Origin of the sequence: Streptomyces sp. LS1784, assembly GCF_020103755.1 — a bacterium.
Taxonomy (GTDB): Bacteria; Actinomycetota; Actinomycetes; order Streptomycetales; family Streptomycetaceae; genus Kitasatospora.
This window is the reverse complement of the sequence record NZ_JAHSQD010000018.1, coordinates 1-19,934: the sequence shown is the minus strand read 5'-3', so window position 1 is coordinate 19,934 and position 19,934 is coordinate 1. Positions and strand designations below refer to the sequence as shown.

Below are 19,934 nucleotides of genomic sequence, written 5' to 3'. Positions count from 1 at the left end.
TCAGTTCTCCTGCGCGGCGGGTGCGAGGGGCGCGGCGGGTGTGGCGACGGGCAGCGGATCGCGGATGATGTCGTGCGCGGCGGCGATCTTCTCCTGGAACAGGTCCCAGCTGTCCTCGGGGGACAGGTGCCGGGGCCGGTAGACGACCGGGGCGTCCTCCCGCCAGTCGGCGAAGTCCCAGTTGAAGATGCGCTCGCGCAGCCTGGGGAAGTCCGGGGTGAGCGGGTACGGGACGAAGTTGTAGAGGTTGAAGAGCCACAGCGCCGATTGGTTCTCCCGCATCCAGGTGACGGTCTGGCCGTGCGCGGCCTCCGTCTCCTCGTCGAGGCCGCCCATCATGTTGAGGACGATCTTCAGCCCCGCGTCGCTGAGTTGACGGATCTTCGAAGTGTAGTCGTCCAGGCCGCGGGAGAGCTTGTTGAGCCGCTTCAGCATCTGCGAGTCGGCCGACTCGAAGCCGAGCTCCACGGCGACGACGCCGAGTTCGAGCATGGCCTCGACGATCCACTCCTTCACCTGCATCACGTGGGTCTGCACGATGAACCGGTAGCCGGGGCGGTCGCGGAAGACGTCCAGCAGGTTGCCGACCGCCTCGCGGGACTGGCCGAAGGTCTTGTCGCCGATGTAGAAGAGCCGGGTGTCCGGGAAGCGGGTGGTCAGCTCGTCCACCTCCTGGGCGAGCGCGTCCTTGGCGACCAGGGTCAGCTGCTTGCTCCAGGCGTCGCCGCAGAACGAGCACTGGTACAGGCAGCCGTGACTGGCGTTGAGCCGCAGGAGCGGCACCCGGCCCTGGTAGCCGCCGAGGTGGCGGTAGTCCGGCGCCCAGGTGATCCGGTCGGACACCAGGCCTGGCAGCAGGGGTTTCTCCAGGCTGCCGCCGGATCCGGCGGCGAGTTCGACGAGCCGGCGCACGAAGGTGGCGTCGAGCTGGCCGCGGTGCACGGCGTGCACCGCGCCGTCCGGGGCGAGCGGGGCCATGTTCCCGCCGAGGACGACACGCCGGCCGGCGTGCTCCAGCCGCTTGGCCACCTCCAGCGCGAGGCGGAGGTTCTGGGCGAGCGGGGACATCAGGACCAGGTCACCGGGGGTGGTCGCGTCCAGCAGCGGCTCGGCGCAGTTCTCCGGCTCGGCCGGGGTCCTGGACAGGTCGCGGAAGACGGAGTTGAGGCCCGCGGTGTTCAGCAGGGCGGTCAGGTGGGCGACCCACAGCGGCATCTCCCACAGGCCGTCGGCCGGGATGAAGTACTCGGGCAGCAGGGCCCGGAAGCGCCGGTCGTAGTCGTCGTAGTAGCGCGCCAGGTTCGGGTCGGGGTCGTGGCTGGAGGGGAAGGGCAACTGGACGATGCAGCTCTTGGTCATGTCGGTGCCTTCGGTCGGTGAGGGCGTGGGGCCCAGACGTGGAGCACTCAGTGGGAACGGCGCGAGAAGACCGCACAGCGCAGCTCGCTGGTGTGACGTTCTCCGTCGATGTCGAGCCAGAGGTGCTCCGGGGCGGGGAGCATTTCGCTGAACTCCAGAGGGGCGGCCGTCTTCCGGGCGAGCCGGAAGACCTGCCGGACGACGAGGGGGGAGTCCCAGTCGACGTAGACCGGTTTCGGCTCGCCGGGGATCTTCAGGAAGCCGTGGCGCGGCAGGCCGAGCTCGCGGCGCAGCCGGCGGGCGGCGGCGAACTCGGGGGCGTCGCCCTTGGACCGGTGGACGCCGGGGCTCCAGCCGCGCAGGGCCTCGGCGGGGATGCGCCAGCGCTCCCGGTGCAGCACGATCCGGCCGCAGCGGATGCGGGGCACGTGGTCGCGGTCCCGGTCGCGGATGCCGACGCCGCCGAAGTGCCGGGGGAAGGCGAACGGGGAGAGCGGGTCCTGGCGGATGCTGGGGCCGCCCGCCAACGGGGCGAGCAGCTTCAGCCGGCCGGCCAGGCCGTGGGCGCGCAGCTCCACCCGGTCGGCGGTGGCCACCAGGTACAGCCGGCCCGGCTGGAGGACGTCGCCGCGGGCCTTCGGGGAGAGCCCGTACACCTCCAGGTCCGGGCAGGGGTAGGTGAGTTGGGCGCCGGTCTTGTCGGGGTGCGAGCGGGAGAGGTCGACCAGCACCTCGTCCTCGTCGAGCAGTCCCCGGTACCGGGTGTGGACCTCGTCGAGGAGTTCCGGTGCCTCCGCCTGGAGCATCGGGGCGAAGCTGGAGTGGGTGAGCGCCTCGCGCACGGCGTGGCAGTCGCCCACGACGGCGAGGAAGTCGCCGCGTCCGATCGCGGCGGCGTCCGGCGCGGCGAGCATGACGTCCGGGTTGCACAGCGCGGGCGGGGTGTCCGGGTGGCGGGCGAGCAGTTCCTCCAGCCGGGCCCGGTCGACGACGCTCTCGTGCCGGCCGTCCTCGGCGCCGTCCAGCAGCAGGGCGACGACCTCCCGGTCGAGCGACGTGATCTCCCGGTCGACCTCCTCGCACTCCACGGCGAGCTGCGGCTTGTCGGCGAAGAAGGCGGCGTAGAAGTCCGGCAGCGGTACGGGCGTGCCGAGGCCGAAGCGCCGTGCCATCCAGCCGTGCAGGATCGCCAGTTCGCGGCGGATGCGCAGCCGGGGGACGAGCAGCGTCAGGTCGTAGACCACGGACAGCTCGCGGCCGATCAGCCCGGTGACGTCCGGGCCGAGGACGACGTCCCCGACCGGGCTGTACGCCTCCTCGTAGAGGATGCTGCGGTCGGCGTAGTGCCGGCCCTCGGAGCGGTTGGCCGCGGACCCGGTGACCTCCTCGAAGGTCTCCTTGAGCTCGGCGAGCAGGGCCGCGCGCTGCGCCACCGGGCCCTCGGCGAAGCGGCGCAGCCCGTCCTCGAAGCGGCGCACCACGGCGAGGTCGGAGGAGTCCTCGGCCAGGTGTCCGGCGAGCGAGCGCAGCACGTCGGTGGACCCGATCGGGATCTCCCAGCGTCCGATCAGCCAGTCCTGGTCGACGAGTTCGGCCAGCACCCGGTCGAAGGTCCGGTCGGCCGGACGGGCCGGGCGCTCGGCCCAGGCGGCACGCAGCTGCGCCACCGTGCGCTCGCCGTCGCAGCGCTCCCAGAGCCAGGACCGGTGCGCGTCGAAGGTGTCGGACTTCACCGCGACGAAGCGCCAGCCGTCCGGCATGCCGGTGGTGGTCTCGAACGCGTACAGCCGGACCAGGGGGCCGTCGGCGAAGGCGAGCGGGCGCCGGCGGGGGCGCACCGTCTCGAAGGTCTCCGGCCGGGCGCTGAAGACCTCGGCCATCGCCTCGCCCGCCCAGTGGCTGAGCAGGGCGGTCCGGCGCAGCGGGCCGGTGGACCAGGTGACGCCGGCGGTGGTGGCCTCCGGTGCCGTCCGGGCGACGGCGAGGGGGCCGAAGTGCGAGTGGGTCTCGTTCTTGGTGGTGACCCGCTGGAGGTACATGGCGAGCAGGTCGGTCATCCGCTTGACGTGTCCGTCCGACCCGGTGCCGCCGGAGGCGATCCAGGCGGTGAACTCCTCGAAGCGGGCGTCGTTCGACAGCAGCAGGACCTGCTGGAGGGAGGGTTCGCGGAACAGGTCCACGACGGCCCGGCGGGCGCGGGCGAGGGCCGCTCCGTGCTCCTGCTCGAAGGCCGCCCAGTGGCTGTCGAGGGTCTGCACCGCGTCCTGGTAGCGCTTGGCCGAGTCCAGGGCGGCCGGGCCGAGTTCGGCCTCCAGCCGGGCGAGGTCGGCGGGCGGGAAGGGACGGAGCATGCCGACCCCGGAGGCGAGGTCGCCCCGGGTGCCGGCCTGCGCCGCACGCAGGGCGGCCTTCAACTGCCGCCCCAGCTCGACGGCTTCGTCACGCAGGGCGAGCACGGTATCGGCGGCCCGGGCGGTCGCCGGGTCGACGACGCGGTCCAGCAGGGAGAGCGGGTAGCCGGCGTGGCGCAGCATCGCGACCGGGACGAGCGACCACCCGGTGCCGTCCTTTGCCCCGGTCGCCGGGGTGAGGCCGCCGCCGCCCGCAGGCCCTCGGTCGTCCGGGCGCCGCCTCGACTCGTCCATGATCGTCCCCTCACATGGCTGACTTGGTCACGACAGTTCGTGACCATAACAACCTGTCGAGGGGTCTTTCAATAACGATGGGGACAACAGGCCGGATTCCGGCCAAGATTGACTGACCATCAGTCGAAAACCCGAGGTGGTGCGGCAAGGCCCGGACGTTGGGATGGCTGCAACGAGACTGAATCGGCGTGAACGTGACGTTACGTCAGACAGAAACGGCTTCGACCACGGAGAGCACCGTCGGGGTGGGCAGGATCCGGGACAGGCGCAGGCCGGCCCGGCCGAGCAGCTCCGCGAAGTCCGCCTCGGTGCGCTCGCGGCCGGTGAGCGAGGCCATCATCATCAGGTCCAGGGTCTTGGCCTGGTGGGGCGCGTTGTCCCGGGGGACCACGGCGTCCAGGACCAGGATCCGGCCGCCGGGGTGCACGACGCGCCGGCAGTGGCTCAGCAGGGTGACGCACTGGTCGTCGTCCCAGTCGTGGGTGATCCGCTTGAGCAGGTGGACGTCGCCGGCGGGGACGGCGGCGAAGAAGTCGCCCTCCGCCGTGCTCCAGCGGCCCGCGATCTCCTTGTCGCCGTCCAGCCGGTGGCCGGCCAGGACGTGGGCGCGGTCGTAGAGCACGCCCTCCAGGCCGGGGTTGCGGCGCAGCACCTCCAGCAGCAGGCCGCCGTGGCCGCCGCCGACGTCCACCACCGTGCCGGTCTCCGGGAAGTCGTAGGCGGCCGCGATGACCGCGTTCTCCGGGTCGGACATCGCCGCCATGCCGACGTGGAAGACCGCGGCGGTCTCCTCGTCCCGGGCGAAGTGGTCGAAGAACGGGATGCCGAAGACGCCGTCGAAGGCCGTGGTGCCCTCGGTGAGACAGTGGGCCATCCGCTCCGCCGGCAGCCAGAAGGTGCGGTCGGTGAGCATCCGCACCGCGTTGCGCGCCGAGTACGGGACGTCGCTGCGCAGCGCCTGCCCGGTCTCGGTCAGCGTGAAGCGGCCGTGCTCGTCCTCGGCCACCACGTTCCGGGTGGCGAGCAGGCGCAGCACCCGGTACAGGTTGCGGGCGTCCGTGCCGGTGGTGGCGGCGAGTTCGGCGGGGGTGGCCGGGCCGTTGGCGAGAGCGTCGGCCACCCCGGTGTCGGCGGCCGCGCGCAGGGCCGCGGGGAAGACGAAGCCGAGCGCCTCGTCGATGAGGAAGGCGGCCGAGCGGCGCAGGCCCTCCTCCGCGGCCGTCGCCGACCGGTCGCCGGCGGGCTGGTTCTCGTCGTGCGGCATGCGTCCTCCTCGGTGGGTCTGCGATGCTTGCGCCGGGATGCTGCCCCGGCGTAGCGGGGCCGAAGCACACCGTCACCTCGGAGTGGACGCACGGCGGAAGGGGCGCCCCGGGTGGGACGCCCCTTCCGGGCGGGTCAGGACTGCGCGGCGAGCAGCGCGGCCAGCCCGTCCAGCCCCCGGTCGAGGGTGGCCGGGTCGACCTGGCTGACGGAGAGCCGCAGCTGGTGCTCCCCGCCCGCTCCCGGGTAGAAGTGCGACATCGGCGTCCAGATCACCCCGTACTCCGAGGCCGAGCGTTCGAGCAGCGCGTCGTCCACCACGCACGGCACCGTGAGCACCAGGAAGAACCCGCCGCGCGGCTCGTTCCAGGTCACCCCGCTGCCGGGCGGGAAGCGCCGGGCCAGGCCCTCCAGCACCAGCGAGAGGTTGCGCCGGTAGAGCGCGGCCACCTCGGTGTTGGCGGCCCGCAGGCTGTAGCCGTGCTCCAGCAGCGCGCCGCCGATCACGGCCTGGGCGATCGGCGAGGTGTTCACCGTCGTCATGCTCTTGATCATGCCGAGCAGGTCGGCGAACAGCACGGCGGTGCCCCGCCCGTCCGCCACCAGCTGGTCCGCCACCACGTACCCGACCCGGGCACCCGGCAGGGCCGTCTTGGCGAAGGAGCCGAGGTGGACCACCCGCCGCGCGGTGTCCAGCGCCTTGAGCGAGGGCAGCCGCTCCTCGCCGGCGAAGACGCAGTACGGGTTGTCCTCCAGCAGCAGGAAGTCCTCCTCGGCCGCCAGTTCCAGCAGCTCCCGGCGCAGTTCCAGCGGCAGGCTGGCCCCGCTCGGGTTGGCCACGTCCGGCACCAGGTAGAGCGCCCGCGGGCGCAGCCCCTCGGCCCGGGCGGCGGCCAGCTGGCGGCGCAGGTCGGCGAGGTCCACGCCGTCCGGACCGTCGGCCACCGCCCGCACCGGCAGGTCGGCCAGCAGTGCCGCGCCGGTCAGCCCCACGTAGGTGGGGGAGACGGCCAGCACCACGTCCTCGGGGCCGCGGCGCAGCGCCCGCAGCACCAGGAACATCGCCTCCTGGCAGCCCACCGTCACCACGATCGACTCGGCGGGCACCTCGATGCCCTCGTCCGTCGCGAGGTGGGTGGCGATCAGGTCGTGGATGATCCCCTTGGTCCGCCCGTACTGGAGCACCTGCCGGCGGGCCGCCTCCTCGGTCAGCCCGCGCTCGGTACGCAGGTGGTCGAGGTAGCGGTCCAGGTGGCGGTGGACGGCGTCCGGCTCGAAGAACTGCTCGGCCGGGCGGCCGGCCGCGAAGGAGACCGCCCGCGGGTAGCGGATGGAGATCTCGTTGAGCAGGTTCATCGAGGTCATCGCCGGATCGGCGAGGGAGGTGTGCAGGCCCGCGAGGAGCAGGTCGTGCGGTGCGGCGATGGTGGTCACGGGGTGCTCCAGGTGGGGCAGGGCAGGGTGGTCGTGCGCAGCTCGGCGGCGGCCCGCAGGTCGGCGCAGCCCGCGAGGCCGAGCGCGTGCCGCAGCTCGGCGGCGAGCAGGTCGAGGACGTCGGTGCAGCCCGCCTCGCCCCCGGCCGCCAGGCCCCAGATCAGCGGACGTCCGAGCAGGACTCCGCAGGCGCCGAGGGCCAGCGCGGTGAGCACGTCCGAGCCGCCGCGCACCCCGCTGTCCATCAGCACCTGGCAGTCCCGGCCGGCCAGCGCCTCGGCGACGGCGGGCAGGACCGTCACCGCGGGCACGGCCCGGTCGAGCTGGCGGCCGCCGTGGTTGGAGACCACCACGGCCGCGGCGCCGATCGAGGCGGCCCGCTGCGCGTCGGCCGGGTCGAGCACGCCCTTGACCACCAGCGGCAGCTCGGTCTGCCCGCGCAGCCATTCGAGGTCGGCCCAGGTGACGCCGGGGGAGAGCAGCTCGGCGGTGTGTGCGGCCACCGCCGAGACGGCGGTGGTGGACTCGTGCGCCCGCCCGGCGGCGCCGCCCTCCAGCAGCGCCGCGCGGACGTCCTCGGGCAGCGCGAAGGCGTTCCTGGCGTCGCGCAGCCGGCGGCCCATGTACGGCACGTCGGCGGTGACCACCAGGGCCTCGCTGCCGGCCTCCTCGGCCGCCCTGACCAGGTCGAGCAGCCGGCCGCGGTCGCGCAGCCAGTACAGCTGGAACCAGAGCGTGGCGCCGGTCTTCGCCAGCTCCTCGAAACCGACGCTGCTGAGCGTGCCGACGGTGAACGGCACGCCCGCGGCGGCCGAGGCGCGGGCCGAGGCCAGCTCGCCCTCGGGGTGGAACAGCCGGTGGTAGGCGACGGGTGCCACCGCCACCGGCAGGGCCGCCCGGCTGCGCACCAGGGTGGCGGCGGTGTCCCGGGTGCCGACGTCGGCCAGCACCCGCGGCACCAGGGCCACCCGGTCGAAGGCGGCCCGGTTGGCGGCGAGGGTCAGCTCGCGCTCCGCGCCGCCCTCCAGCCAGTCCCAGACCTCGGGCGCGAGCACGGCCCGGGCCCGGTCGGCGTACTCCGCGACGCAGAGCGCGGGGCGCCCGTCGGCCGGGTCGGTGCGGGGTTCGCCGCGGACGGACGCGCTCATCCGGCCACTTCGCTGGCGTTGCGCTGGAGCTCCACGGCCTCGTAGAGGGCACGGATGTTGTTGCTGCCGAAGTTGCGGGCCCGGATGCGCTCGATCACCTCGAAGAAGTAGGTGTTCCGCGGGTGCTGGGAGCGGGTGAAGATCTGGAACAGCTGGCCGTCGTGGTCCTGGTCGACCAGCAGGTTCAGCTCGCGCAGCTGCTCGAAGGAGTGCCGCAGCGGCGTCAGGCGGGCGGGCAGCGCGTCGTAGTAGGTCTGCGGGGTGCGCAGGAACGGCACGCCGCGCTCGGCCATGGTGGAGACGGAGTGCACCGCGTCCTCGGCGGCGAAGGCGACGTGCTGCACCCCGGCGCCGTCGTGGCCGGCCAGGAAGGAGGCGATCTGGCCGCCCGCGTCCGCGGTGAGCGGCTCGATCAGGGTGAGCGTGACGCTGCGGTCGGCGCTCTGCACGACGGCCGAGTCCATGCCGAGCGCGCCGACCTCGACCCGCTCCTCGAAGATCGTCCGGAAGCCGAAGGCCTCGTGGTAGCGGTGCTCGGTCTTGCGCAGTTCGCCGAACGGGACCAGGACCGCGAAGTGGTCGACGGAGCGCAGGCCGACCTCGCCCTCGCCGGTCAGCGGGGCCGGGTCCGGCAGGCCGGGGATGCGGCCGGCCGGGGTCTCGGGGCCGCGCTCGACCAGGGTGTGCACCACGTCGCCGAAGGCGTCGACGACGGCGGTGACGCAGCCGTCCGAGGCCTGCGGCTCGCGCAGGGCGGCGGCGCCGCGGGCGGTCAGCGTGCGGTACGCGTCGACGGCGTCCGGCACCCGCAGGCCGAGGGCGCCCACGCCGTCGCCGTGGCGCTCCAGGTAGGCGGTGGCCGGGTGCCCGGCGGCCAGCGGCTGGGTGATCAGCAGCCGGATGTCGGCCTGGCCGACCAACGAGGACAGGCAGCGCTCGGCGGCCTCGCCGCGCTCGGTCGGCGGGACGAGCAGCTCGAAGCCGTACTCCGTGGTCAGCTTGGCGGTCTCGGCGCCCAGGTCGGCCACGTAGAACTCGACGTGGTCCAGTTCGACGGGGATCGGGGTGACGGCGGGAGAGGAACGGTCGGTCATCGCAAGAGCTCTCTCGTGAGGAGGACGGGAGGTGCTGAGGGGTGATCAGGTGAGCGGACGTGCGGGGTGGTGCGGGCGTTCGGGTGGTGCGGACGTGATCGGGGCGGGCGGGCGGGTGCCGGTCAGGTGGACTGGAGGTCCTTGGTGTCCTCCGGCTCGGCCGGGTCGTCGCCCTCGCCCTCGTTCCGGGGCTCGGTCTCCGGGGGCTCCGTCGGGGCCTCCGGCTTGCCGATCAGGTGGGCGGCCGCGAGCAGCGCGCCGACCACCATCACGCCCAGCACCACCCGGAAGTCCAGGGCGGCCACCAGGCCGGAGCCGACGCCGACGGCCAGTGCCTGCGGCGCGGTGAGCGAGAGGTTGACGGCAGCCTGAGCGCGCCCCATCAGCTGCGGCGGGGTGGACGCCTGGGCGGCGGTGGCGAGCCCGACCAGGGCGGCCGGGATGCCCGCGCCCGCGATCACCAGGCCGGCCGAGACCACGTACAGCGACGGGGTGAGCAGCAGGGCCGTTCCGAGGCCGAACACCGCCGACCCCGCCATGACCGTCCGGCGCGGCCCGAGCCGGCCGATCAGCAGACCGCCGACGACCGAGCCGCCGAGCGCGCCGACGGCCTCGGTGGTCTCCAGCACGCCGAGGAACTGCGGCGAGCGGTGCAGCCCGTGCTGGGTCAGTGCGAACAGCACCGGCTGGAGCAGGCTCAGCACGAAGCCGGCGGCGGCGGTGGCCACCACCAGCGGCCGCAGCCCGACCGAACCGCGCAGGTGGACGAAGCCCGCCAGCACCTCGGTGCGCCAGCGCAGGCCCGAGGGCTCCGGCTTGACCTCCTCCACCCGCAGGGTGAGGAAGCTCAGCGCGGCCAGCAGCAGCACGCCGAGGTCGGCCACGGCCACCACGTGCCCGCCGAACCAGCCGTAGAGGCCCGAGCCGAGCAGCGGCGCCACCAGGGTGGTGCCGGCCCGGGCGCTCTGGGTCAGCCCGGCCGCCGCACCGAAGTCCTGGCGCTCCGTCAGGATGCTGCGCAGCAGCGCGCTCTGCGCCGGGGCGAGGACGGCCCCGGCCAGGCCGCAGACCGTGGCGGTGCAGTAGATGATCCAGACCGTGTCCCGGCCGTCGACCAGCAGCAGCGGCAGCAGCGACACCGCCACTGCCAGGTTGACCCCGACCAGCAGTGGTTTGCGGCGGACCCGGTCGGCGAGCAGGCCGCCGAGCGGCAGCAGCAGCAGTGGCGCGGAGAAGCAGAACAGCACCAGACCGGCGGCGGAGTTGCTGCCGGTCAGCACCTTGGCCCAGATGCCGAGGGCGATGGAGAGGGCGCTGTCACCGAGGACGGACAGGGTCTGCCCGGCGAGGTAGCGCCGGAACTCCGGGCGGGCCAACAGCGGGTGCATGGCGGTTCCTTCGCTGCGCCGACGGCGCTTCGGGGTGTGCAGGGGCGTGCGGGGTGTGCGGTGGTGCAGGGCGCCCGGAGTGCGCCCTGACGCACGCGGGGTGCTCAGGGCGCCGGGCGGTCAGGGTGCGACGGGGTGGGCCGGGGCGAGCGGTGCGACGGCGGCGAAGCCCTCGGTCAGCGCGTCGTTGGCGTCCTTCTCGCCGATGGCGACCCGGATGCCCCGGCCGGGGTAGTAGCGGACGGCCACGCCCAGGCGCTCCAGCTCCGCGCGCAGCGGGAGCTGGTCGCCGGGGGCGTCGACCCACAGGAAGTTGGTGACGCTGGGCGCCACCGTCCAGCCGAGCCGCAGCAGTTCGGCCCGGGTGCGTTCCCGCTCCGCGGTGATCTCGGCGATCCGCCGCGCCATCTCGTCCCCGGCGGCGACGGCGGCGAGCAGGCCCGCCTCCTGGAGCCGGTTCACCGCGTACGGCACCTGGTGGTCCCGCACCCGCTGGGCCACCGACTCCTGCGCCAGCGCGTAGCCGATCCGCAGCGCGGCGATGCCGTGCGACTTGGACAGGGTGCGCAGCACCACCAGGTTCGGCCACTCGGCGATCCGGGCCGGTACGTCCGGGGCCTGCCAGTCCTGGGCGAAGTCGACGTACGCCTCGTCGAGCAGGATCAGCGCGGTGGACGGCACCCGGCGGAAGAACTCCGTCAGCTCGGCCCAGGAGTAGACCGTGCCGGTCGGGTTGTGCGGGTTGCACAGCACGACGATCCGGGTGCGCTCGTCCATCCGCTCGGCCATCGCGGCCAGGTCGTGCCGGGCGTCGGGGCCGAGCGGGACCGGACGGGCCTCGGCCCGGGCGATCTCGCAGAACAGCGGGTACGCGTCGAAGCAGGGCTCCGAGTGCACCACGTTGTCGCCGGGCTCGACCACCGCGTGGAAGAGGTCCAGTGCCACGCCCGCCGAGCCGTGGCCGACCACGACCTGGCCGGCCGGGACGCCCTGCCAGGCGGCGACGATCCCGGCGATCCGCTCCGGACGGAAGTCCGGGTAGCGGTGCAGGTCGGCACTGGCCTCGGCCAGCGCGGCCAGCACCGACGGCAGCGGAGGGTACGGGTGCTCGTTCTGCGCCAGCAGGTGTCTGGCGGTCGACGGGGCGGCCATCAGTCGGCCTGGAGGACGTAGAGCCAGGAGTGCGGGGTGGCCAGCGCCTCGACGCGGTCGATCCGCAGGCCGGCGTCGGTGAAGAGCTGCTCGTAGGTCGCCTTGGTGTGCAGCGGGACGCCCATCATCGCGTGCGCCAGCTCGAAGCCGACCGAGAAGACCGGCTGGGCGCCGTCGGAGGTGCCCGGGTCGCGCAGCATGGTGTCGCCGAGGACGAAGGTGCGGGCCTTCGGGAAGGCCTCCCGCATCCGGGTGAAGATCGAGGAGCGGGTGGTCGGGTCGGCCAGCAGGTCGTGCAGCAGGAAGAAGCTCATCACGGTGTCGACCTCGGCCACCTCGGCGGCCTCGGCGTCGTTGTCGATCTGGGTGCCGAGCAGGCCCAGCACGTCCGCGCGGACGGCGGTGACCCGGTCCTGCATGCCGGCCTCGGCGATGTCGCGGCGGGCGATGTCGGTGGCCGGACGGCTGATGTCGATGCCCAGGCCCCGGCTGCCCTCGCGCTGCGAGACCACGCGGCGCACCCGGGCGGAGGTGCCGGAGCCCAGGTCGGCGATGGTGCGGAAGTCGATGCCGCTGAGCACGTCGGTCAGCTGCGCGGCGAACAGCGACTGGTCGCACTGGGCGGAGCCGAGGGCGACCATCGCCTCGTCGCGGAAGACGTCCTCGTTGTAGCGGTGGGTGCCGGCGCTCAGGTGGCCGGCGCGGCCGAACACGTCGTGGTAGCCGCCGACGGCCCAGGTGAAGTAGCCGCGCGCGGCGGCGATCTCCAGACCGGCCTCGGTGGGCAGGTAGGCGTCGCCGTCGGCCTTGAGGTAGCCGTAGTCGGCGGCGGCGCGCAGTACGGCCTCGGTGCGGGCGGTGTCGCCGGCCTGGACGGTGGCCTCGGCGGCCGAGAGCGGCTCGCCGCGACCGATCGTCTCCAGCAGGCCGATCCGGTCCAGCGCGAAGATCACGTTGGCGGCGATGAAGCCGTTGTAGGCGTCGGTCGAGGTGATCGGCGACGGGGTGATGCCACGCCAGGTGTCGGGGATGGCCGCAGTGGTCATGGTGGTGTCCGTTTCTCCGTGGGCGGACCGGGTGTGGTCCGCGTGGTGTGCGCAGGTCGGTCGCCTGCGGTCGGTAGGGGTGTCGAGTCGGTGGGTCGGCGGGGCGGACGGGTCAGGGAGCCAGGTGGGCGGCGAGCACCGGGCCGATGACGGCGAGTGCTTCGGAGCTCGTCATCGCGCCGTGGGTGCTCGGCACCTCGTGGACGTCGAGCCGACCGCCCAGGTGCGGGCGCCAGCTCTCCGGGTCGGGAGCGTCGGCCGGCCGGTCCTTGGCGGCGGTGAAGAACACCGCGTCGCCGTCGTAGCCGGGCAGCGGGAGCGTGTGGGACAGCTCGGCGTTGGCCTGGAAGACCGAGACCACCCGGGCCACCCCGGCGCCGCTGAGGCCGGCGAGCGGGCCCTCGCCGTCCCGGACGAGTGCGGCGTAGCCGTCCTCGTCCGCGGGCCAGGCGGTGATCTCCCCGGCTGGGTGGCCGAGCGAGTCGAGGATCACGGCGAGCTGCGCCGGGTCGTCCCGCCACTGCTCGGGCCCCGGCTCGCCGGTGCCCGGGTAGGCGTCCAGCAGGGCCAGCAGCCGGACCTCCTCGCCCTGTTCGCGCAGCAGAGCGGCGATCGCGTGGGCGACGGCCCCGCCGAAGGACCAGCCGAGCAGGGCGTACGGGCCCTCGGGGCGGACGGCGCGGATCCGTGCCAGGTAGGTCCGGGCCAGCTCCGCGACGGAGGCCGGGTGCGCGGTCGGGTCGGCCAGGCCGGGGGCCTGGAGGCCGTAGATCGGCTGTTCGGCGTCGAGGTGGCGCAGCAGGCCGGTGTAGACCCAGCTGATGCCGGCGGCCGGGTGGACGCAGAACAGCGGCGGGCGCGAGCCGCGGGTGCGGATCGGCAGCAGGACGGGGAAGCTCTCGGCGGCCGGGCCCTGGTCGAGCCGCTCGGCCAGCCGGGCGACGGTCGGCGCCTCGAACACCGCACGGACGCCGATCTGCTCGTCCTCGCCGACCAGGTCGCGCAGGTCCGCGACCAGCCGGCCGGCCAGCAGCGAGTGCCCGCCCAGCTCGAAGAAGTTGTCGTCCACGCCGACCTTCTCCAGCCCGAGCAGGTCGGCGAACAGACCGCAGAGCAGCTCCTCCCGGGGCGTCGCGGGCGCCCGCCCGGAGCCGAGCCAGGTGGTGTCGGGGGCCGGCAGGGCCTTGCGGTCGACCTTGCCGTTGGCGGTGAGCGGCAGGGCGTCGAGGGCGACGATCGCCGAGGGCACCATGGAGTCCGGCAGGGACGCGCCGACGTGGGCCCGCAGCGCGGCCTGGTCGACCACCTGGCCCGGGTGGGCGACGGCGTAGCCGACCAGCCGGCGGTCGCCCGGGCGGTCCTCCCGGACCAGCACGAACGCCCGGGCCAGGGACGGGTGCCGGGTGAGCACGGCCTCGATCTCGCCGGGCTCGATCCGGAAGCCGCGGACCTTGACCTGGTGGTCGGTGCGGCCGAGGTACTCCAGGGTGCCTCCCCCAGCGCCCCCAGCCTGGCGGCTGGGAGGTGCCCCCACCGGCCGGGGGGACCCCCATGGCCGGCGGCGGACCAGGTCGCCGGTGCGGTACATCCGGCTGCCGGGGGCGCCGTACGGGTCGGCGACGAAGCGCTCGGCGCTCTGGCCCGGCCGGTTGAGGTAGCCGCGGGCCAGGCCGGCGCCCGCGATGTACAGCTCGCCCTCGACCCCGGCCGGGACGGGCTGGAGCGCGGCGTCCAGGACGTACAGCCGGGTGTCCGGGACGGGCCGGCCCATCGGCGGGGCGATCCGGCCGCTGAGCGGACTGCTCATGCTGGCGCAGACGGTGGACTCGGTCGGGCCGTAGGCGTTGACCATCCGCAGCCGGGCCGACCAGTGCTCGACCAGGTCGGGCGGGCAGGCCTCGCCGGCCACCACCAGGGTGGCGCCCGGCGGCAGCGCGTCCGGGGCGAGGACGGCCAGCGCGGTCGGCGGCAGGGTCAGGTGGGTGACGCCCTGTTCGGCGACCAGCTCGGCCAGCGCGGGGCCGGGCAGCAGCCGGTCGGCGTCGCCGAGGACGGCCCGGGCGCCGGTGAGCAGCGCCATGCCCAGCTCCCAGACGGCCGCGTCGAAGGACGGCGAGGCGAACAGCAGCACCCGGCTGTCCGGGGTGACGGCCAGGCCCCGGCGCTGGCCCTCCACCATGGCGGCGAGGCCGGTGTGGGTCACCACCACGCCCTTGGGGCGGCCGGTGGAGCCCGAGGTGTAGATGACGTACGCGGCCGAGTGCGGCGTGATCGCGGTGTCGGTGAGGTCGTGCGCCGGGTGGCCGGAGGCGTCCAGGTCCTCGATCAGCAGTCGCGGGACGGCGCTGTCGGCGAGCAGGCCGTCGGCCAGCGCCTTGCTGGTGAGGACCAGCGCGGGTTTGGCGTCGTCCAGCATGTAGGCGATCCGGTCGGCCGGGTAGCGCGGGTCCAGCGGCTGGAAGACCGCGCCGGCCTTGAGCACGGCGAGCTGGGCGACGATCAGCTCGATCGAGCGCTCCAGGGCGATCGCGACGAACCGCTCGGGGCCCGCGCCGTGCTCGACCAGCAGCCGGGCGAAGCGGTTGGCGCGCTCGTTCAGCTCGCGGTAGGTGACCTGCACGGCGTCGAAGGAGAGCGCGACGGCGTCCGGGCGGGCGGCGGCCTGCGCCTCGAAGAGCGCCGGGAAGGTGCCGAGCGGGAGGTTCTCCCGGGTGTCGTTCCAGCCGGTGAGCAGCTGCTCCCGCTCCTGGGGCGCCAGCACCTCGACCCGGCCCACCCGCTGGTCCGGGTCGGCCAGCACCGCGCGCAGGGCGCGCTCGAAGCGGGCGGCCGTCGCCTCGGCGGTGGCCCGGTCGAACAGGTCGACGGCGTACTCCACCGTCAGGCCCAGCCCGGCGGGTGCTCCGGCCGCGTCGAAGCTCTCGCTGAAGGCGAAGGTCAGGTCGAACTTGGCGAGCTCGGAGTCCAGTTGTTCGACCCGGCCGGGCAGGCCGCCGAGGCTGATCTCCCCGGCGTCGCCGCCGGAGGTCAGCATCACCTGGCAGAGCGGGTGGCGGGCGGTCGAACGCACCGGATTGAGCAGCTCGACCAGCCGCTCGAAGGGCACGTCCTGGTGCTCGAAGGCGTCCAGGGTGGCGACCCGGACGCGCTCCACCAGCTGCCGGAAGGTGGGGTCGCCGGACGTGTCGGTGCGCAGCACCAGGGTGTTGACGAAGAAGCCGACCAGGTCCTCCAGCGCCTCGTCGGTGCGGCCGGCCACCACGGTGCCGATCGGCAGGTCGGTGCCCGCGCCGATCCGGCCCAGCGTGGTGGCCAGTGCGGCCTGCATCACCATGAACACGCTGGCCCGGCTCTGCTGCGCCAGCTCGGCCAGGGAGGCGTGGAGTCCGGCGTCCATCCGGAGCTCCACCGCGGCGCCCCGGCGGCTCGGGGCGGCGGTGCGGCGGCGGTCGAAGGGGAGCGTCAGCTCCTCCGGGAGGTCGGCCAGGGTGCGCTGCCAGTAGGCGAGTTGGTCGGTCAGCAGGGCGCTGGGCCGCTCGTCGGTGCCGAGCAGTTCGTGCTGCCAGAGGGTGTAGTCGGCGTACTGCACCGGCAGCGGCCGCCAGTCGGGGGCGGTGCCGGTGCGGCGGGCCTCGTAGGCCTCGGCGAGGTCGCGCAGCAGCGGGACCACGGACCAGCCGTCGGTGGCGATGTGGTGCATCAGGACCAGCAGGACGTGCTCGTCGTGCGGCAGCGAGAACAGGGTGGCGCGCACCGGCAGGTCGCGGGCGAGGTCGAAGACCTCCGACCCGGCCTCGGCCAGGGCCGCCCGGAGCTGCTCCTCGGTGGCCACCGGTACGGTGCGCAGCGGGAGTTCGGGGTTCTCCAGGAGCAGCTGGTGCGGCTGTCCGTCGGTGGTCGGGTAGACGGTGCGCAGCACCTCGTGGCGGTCGAGCACGTCCGCCAGGGCCGCCTGGAGGGCGCCGGCGTCGACCCGGCCGGTCAGCCGGACCGCGCACGGGGTGTTGTAGAGCGCGCTCGGTCCCTCGAACTGGTCGATGAACCAGAGGCGTTGCTGCGCGGGGGAGAGCGGGATGCGCCCGGGCCGCTCGACCGGGCGCAGGGCCGCACGGGCGGCGCCCGGGGTGGGCAGGGCGGCGGCCAGCGCGGCCACGCTCGGGGCGTCGAACAGCGCCCGGACGGGCAGTTCGGTGCCGAGCGCGGTGCGGATGCGGCTGACCAGCTTGGTGGCGAGCAGCGAGTGGCCGCCCAGGTCGAAGAAGCTGTCGTCGATTCCGATCCGGTCCAGCCCGAGGACGTCGGTGAAGAGTTCGCAGAGCGTGCGCTCGGTGTCGGTGCGCGGGGCGCGGCCCTCGGTCGCCCCGGTGTAGTCGGGGGCGGGCAGGGCGCGGCGGTCGACCTTGCCGTTGGCGGTCACCGGGAGGGCGTCGAGGACGATCACGGCGGCCGGGAGCATGTAGCCGGGCAGGCTGTCGGCGACGGCGGCGCGCAGCTCGGCGGCAGTGCCCTGGCCGGTGGCGTACACCACCAGGCGCTTGTCGCCGGGCTGGTCCTCGCGGACCACCGCGAAGGCCTGGCCGACGGCGGGAAGGGCGGTGAACGCGGCCTCCACCTCGCCGAGTTCGATCCGGAAGCCGCGGATCTTCACCTGGTCGTCGGCCCGGCCGAGGAACTCCAGCACGCCGTCGGCGGTCCAGCGGACCAGGTCGCCGGTGCGGTACATCCGGCTGCCGGGCTCGCCGAACGGGCAGGCCACGAAGCGCTCGGAGGTCAGGCCGGGGCGGCCGACGTAGCCGCGGGCCAGGCCGGCGCCGGCGATGTACAGCTCGCCGGCCACGCCGGCCGGCACCGGGCGCAGCGCGGTGTCCAGCACGTACGGCCGGGTGTTGGCCAGCGGGCGGCCGATCGGCACCACGGCGGGGACGGGCTCGCCCGGGTTCATGGTGAAGGTGGTCTTGATGGCGGTGGTCTCGGTGGGTGCGTACACCGCGACCACGGAGGTGTCCGGGCAGGCCCGGTGGAGGCGGCGGACGGACTCCGGCGGGACGACGTCGCCGCCGGTCCACACCTGCCGGACGTTCCGGAAGGCGGCCGGGTCCTCGTCGGCCATCAGCCGCAGCAGGCCGGACGGGGCCTGGACCAGGGTCACCCGGTGGGCGGTGATGGTCTCGGCGAGGCGGCGGATGTCCAGCTCGCCGGGCTCGGCGAGCACGATCGCCCCGCCGGTGACCAGCGGCGCCCAGATCTCGGTGGTGGAGGCGTCGAAGGCGGTGGGCGAGTGCAGCAGCACGCGCTCGTGGTGGCCGGCCCGGAAGTGCGGGTTTCCCAGCAGGTCCACCACGTTGCGGTGGGTGACGGCGACGCCCTTGGGCACCCCGGTCGAGCCCGAGGTGTACATCACGTAGACCAGCTGGCCGGGCAGGACCGGCACGGCCGGGTTGCCCGCCGCGGGGGCCTCGGCGAGCAGCGCCCCGGTGACCTCGACGGTGGCGAAGCCCTCGGTGGCGAGCACCGGGTGGCCCTGGTGGGCCGGGTCGACGAGCAGCAGGCCGGTGCGGGTGTCGGCGAGGATGTGCTGGAGCCGGTCCAGCGGGTAGCGGTCGTCCAGCGGGACGTAGGTGCCGCCCGCCTTGGCGATCGCGAGGACGGCGGTGAGCAGCCCGGCGGAGCGCTCCATCAGCACCGCGACCGGCTGTTCGGTGGTCAGGCCGCGCTCCAGCAGCAGGGCGGCGAGCCGGTTGGCGCGGTCGTTCAGTTCGGCGTAGTCGAGCCGCTCGGTGCCGGAGACCAGGGCGAGGGCCTCGGGGGTGGCGGCGGCCTGCGCCTCGAACAGCCGGGGCAGGCTCTGCTCGGCGACCGGCGCGGCCGGTCCGTTCCAGCCGGTGAGCAGCTGCTCGCGCTCGGCCGGGTCGAGGATCTCGATGCCGCCGATCGGCGCGTCCGGGGTGGCCACGGCGGCGCGCAGGACGCGCACCAGCCGCTCGGCGAGGGAGACGGCGGTGGCGTGGTCGAAGAGGTCGGCCGCGTAGTCGACGGCGGCGCGGACGCCCAGGCAGGTGCCGTCGGCGGCGAGCCGCTCGACGAAGTTGAAGTTGAGGTCGAACTGGGCCTGGGCCTCGCCGACCTCGATCGGGGTACCCACCGCGGCGCCGAAGGCGAGGTCGCCGTCCCGCTCCGCGTTCAGGGTGACGACGGTCTGGAAGAGCGGGTGGCGGGCGGGGGTGCGGGTCGGGTTGAGGTGTTCCACCAGGCGCTCGAAGGGGATGTCCTGGTGGTCGTAGGCGTCCAGGTCGGCGCGCCGGACCCGGTCGAGCAGCTCGTGGAAGGTGGGGTCGCCGGAGGTGTCGGTGCGCAGCAGCAGGGTGTTGACGAAGAAGCCGACCAGGTCGTCGAGGGCCTCGTCGGTGCGGCCGGCGACGGGGGTGCCGAGCGGCAGGTCGGTGCCGGCGCCGAGGCGGGTGTAGAGGGTGGCGACCGCGGCCTGCAGCGCCATGAACAGGCTGGCGTGCCGGCTGGAGGCCAACTCGGTGAGTGTGGAGTGCAGTTCGGCGTCGATCTCGAAGTCGGCGGCGCCGCCGCGGCGGCTCGCCGCGGCCGGGCGCGGACGGTCGTAGGGGAGTGCCAGCTCCTCCGGCATTCCGGACAACTCCTGCTGCCAGTGGGCGAGTTGCAGGCAGACGACGCTCTCCGGGTCGTCCTCCTCGCCGAGCAGTTCGCGCTGCCAGAGGGTGTAGTCGGCGTACTGCACCGGCAACGGCTCCCACTGCGGCTCGGTGCCGGCCAGCCGGGCGCGGTACGCCTCGGCGAGGTCGCGGAAGAGCGGGGCGACCGACCAGCCGTCGCTGGCGATGTGGTGGGTGAGCAGCAGCAGGACGTGCTCGTCCTTCGCGGGCAGGGCGTACAGCCAGGCCCGGACGGGCAGGTCGGAGCTCAGGTCGAAGACCTGCCCGGCGGCCTCGCGCATCCGTGCGTGCAGCTCGGCCTCGTCCGCCACCGGCACCCGGTGCAGCGGCGGGCGCCCCTCGGTGAGGATGCGCTGGTAGGGCTGGCCGTCGGTGGTGGGGAAGACGGTGCGCAGCACCTCGTGCCGGTCCACCACGTCCCCGAGCGCGCCTTCGAGGGCGGCGGCGTCGAGCTCGCCGGTCAGCCGGAGGGCGAACGGAGTGTTGTAGAGGGCGCTCGGGCCCTCGAACTGTTCGATGAACCAGAGTCGCTGCTGGGCGAACGACAACGGGATCAAGGTCTGCCTCCGACTGGCGACGTACGGCTGTTGTGGCTGGTGGCTGCTGTGACAGGTGAGGGGGCGGCGGTCGTGCGGCGGGGCGGGCCGCGCCACCGGTGGGACCGGTGGGCGGGCCCGCGTCCCGTCGCGGGTCAGGCTTGGGCGCCGGGGCGGCGCATCGGC

Annotated in this window: 10 protein-coding genes; all 10 read right to left on the bottom strand. The window is 74.2% G+C overall.

Going from position 1 to position 19,934, the window contains the following annotated elements:
* The 10 genes from KS423_RS04565 to KS423_RS04520 all read right to left on the bottom strand — a co-directional run bounded on the left by KS423_RS04565 (position 1) and on the right by KS423_RS04520 (position 19,769).
* Complete coding sequence (locus tag KS423_RS04565; RefSeq protein WP_224275093.1) at positions 1 to 1,359, bottom strand: radical SAM protein; 1,359 nt, start codon at positions 1,357 to 1,359, stop codon at positions 1 to 3.
* Between the two features lie 47 nt (positions 1,360 to 1,406).
* Entirely contained in the window at positions 1,407 to 4,004 is a 2,598-nt protein-coding gene (locus KS423_RS04560; RefSeq protein WP_224275091.1) for a lantibiotic dehydratase, read from the bottom strand.
* A gap of 205 nt (positions 4,005 to 4,209) precedes the next feature.
* Entirely contained in the window at positions 4,210 to 5,268 is a 1,059-nt protein-coding gene (locus KS423_RS04555; protein WP_224275090.1) for a methyltransferase, read from the bottom strand.
* 134 nt (positions 5,269 to 5,402) lie between these two features.
* Complete coding sequence (locus KS423_RS04550; protein ID WP_224275123.1) at positions 5,403 to 6,632, bottom strand: PLP-dependent aminotransferase family protein; 1,230 nt, start codon at positions 6,630 to 6,632, stop codon at positions 5,403 to 5,405.
* Positions 6,633 to 6,697: 65 nt separating this feature from the next.
* Entirely contained in the window at positions 6,698 to 7,849 is a 1,152-nt protein-coding gene (locus KS423_RS04545; RefSeq protein ID WP_224275088.1) for an alpha-hydroxy acid oxidase, read from the bottom strand.
* The gene (gene hppD / locus KS423_RS04540; protein WP_224275086.1) at positions 7,846 to 8,943 is read right to left on the bottom strand and encodes a 4-hydroxyphenylpyruvate dioxygenase; all 1,098 of its coding nucleotides are present in this window, start codon (positions 8,941 to 8,943) and stop codon (positions 7,846 to 7,848) included. The genes KS423_RS04545 and hppD overlap by 4 nt, the downstream gene beginning before the upstream one ends.
* Positions 8,944 to 9,065: 122 nt before the next feature.
* Positions 9,066 to 10,331: an MFS transporter gene (locus KS423_RS04535; RefSeq protein WP_224275084.1), complete on the bottom strand. Its 1,266-nt coding sequence runs from the start codon at positions 10,329 to 10,331 to the stop codon at positions 9,066 to 9,068.
* A gap of 120 nt (positions 10,332 to 10,451) precedes the next feature.
* Entirely contained in the window at positions 10,452 to 11,483 is a 1,032-nt protein-coding gene (locus tag KS423_RS04530; RefSeq protein WP_224275082.1) for a histidinol-phosphate transaminase, read from the bottom strand.
* Positions 11,483 to 12,529 carry a class I SAM-dependent methyltransferase gene (locus KS423_RS04525; RefSeq protein WP_224275080.1) on the bottom strand — a complete coding sequence of 349 codons (1,047 nt, stop codon included), beginning with the start codon at positions 12,527 to 12,529 and terminating at the stop codon, positions 11,483 to 11,485. Before KS423_RS04525 ends, KS423_RS04530 begins: the two co-directional genes overlap by 1 nt.
* A 112-nt stretch (positions 12,530 to 12,641) precedes the next feature.
* Entirely contained in the window at positions 12,642 to 19,769 is a 7,128-nt protein-coding gene (locus KS423_RS04520) for a non-ribosomal peptide synthetase (protein ID WP_263454479.1), read from the bottom strand.
* Between the last annotated feature and the right edge of the window lie 165 nt (positions 19,770 to 19,934).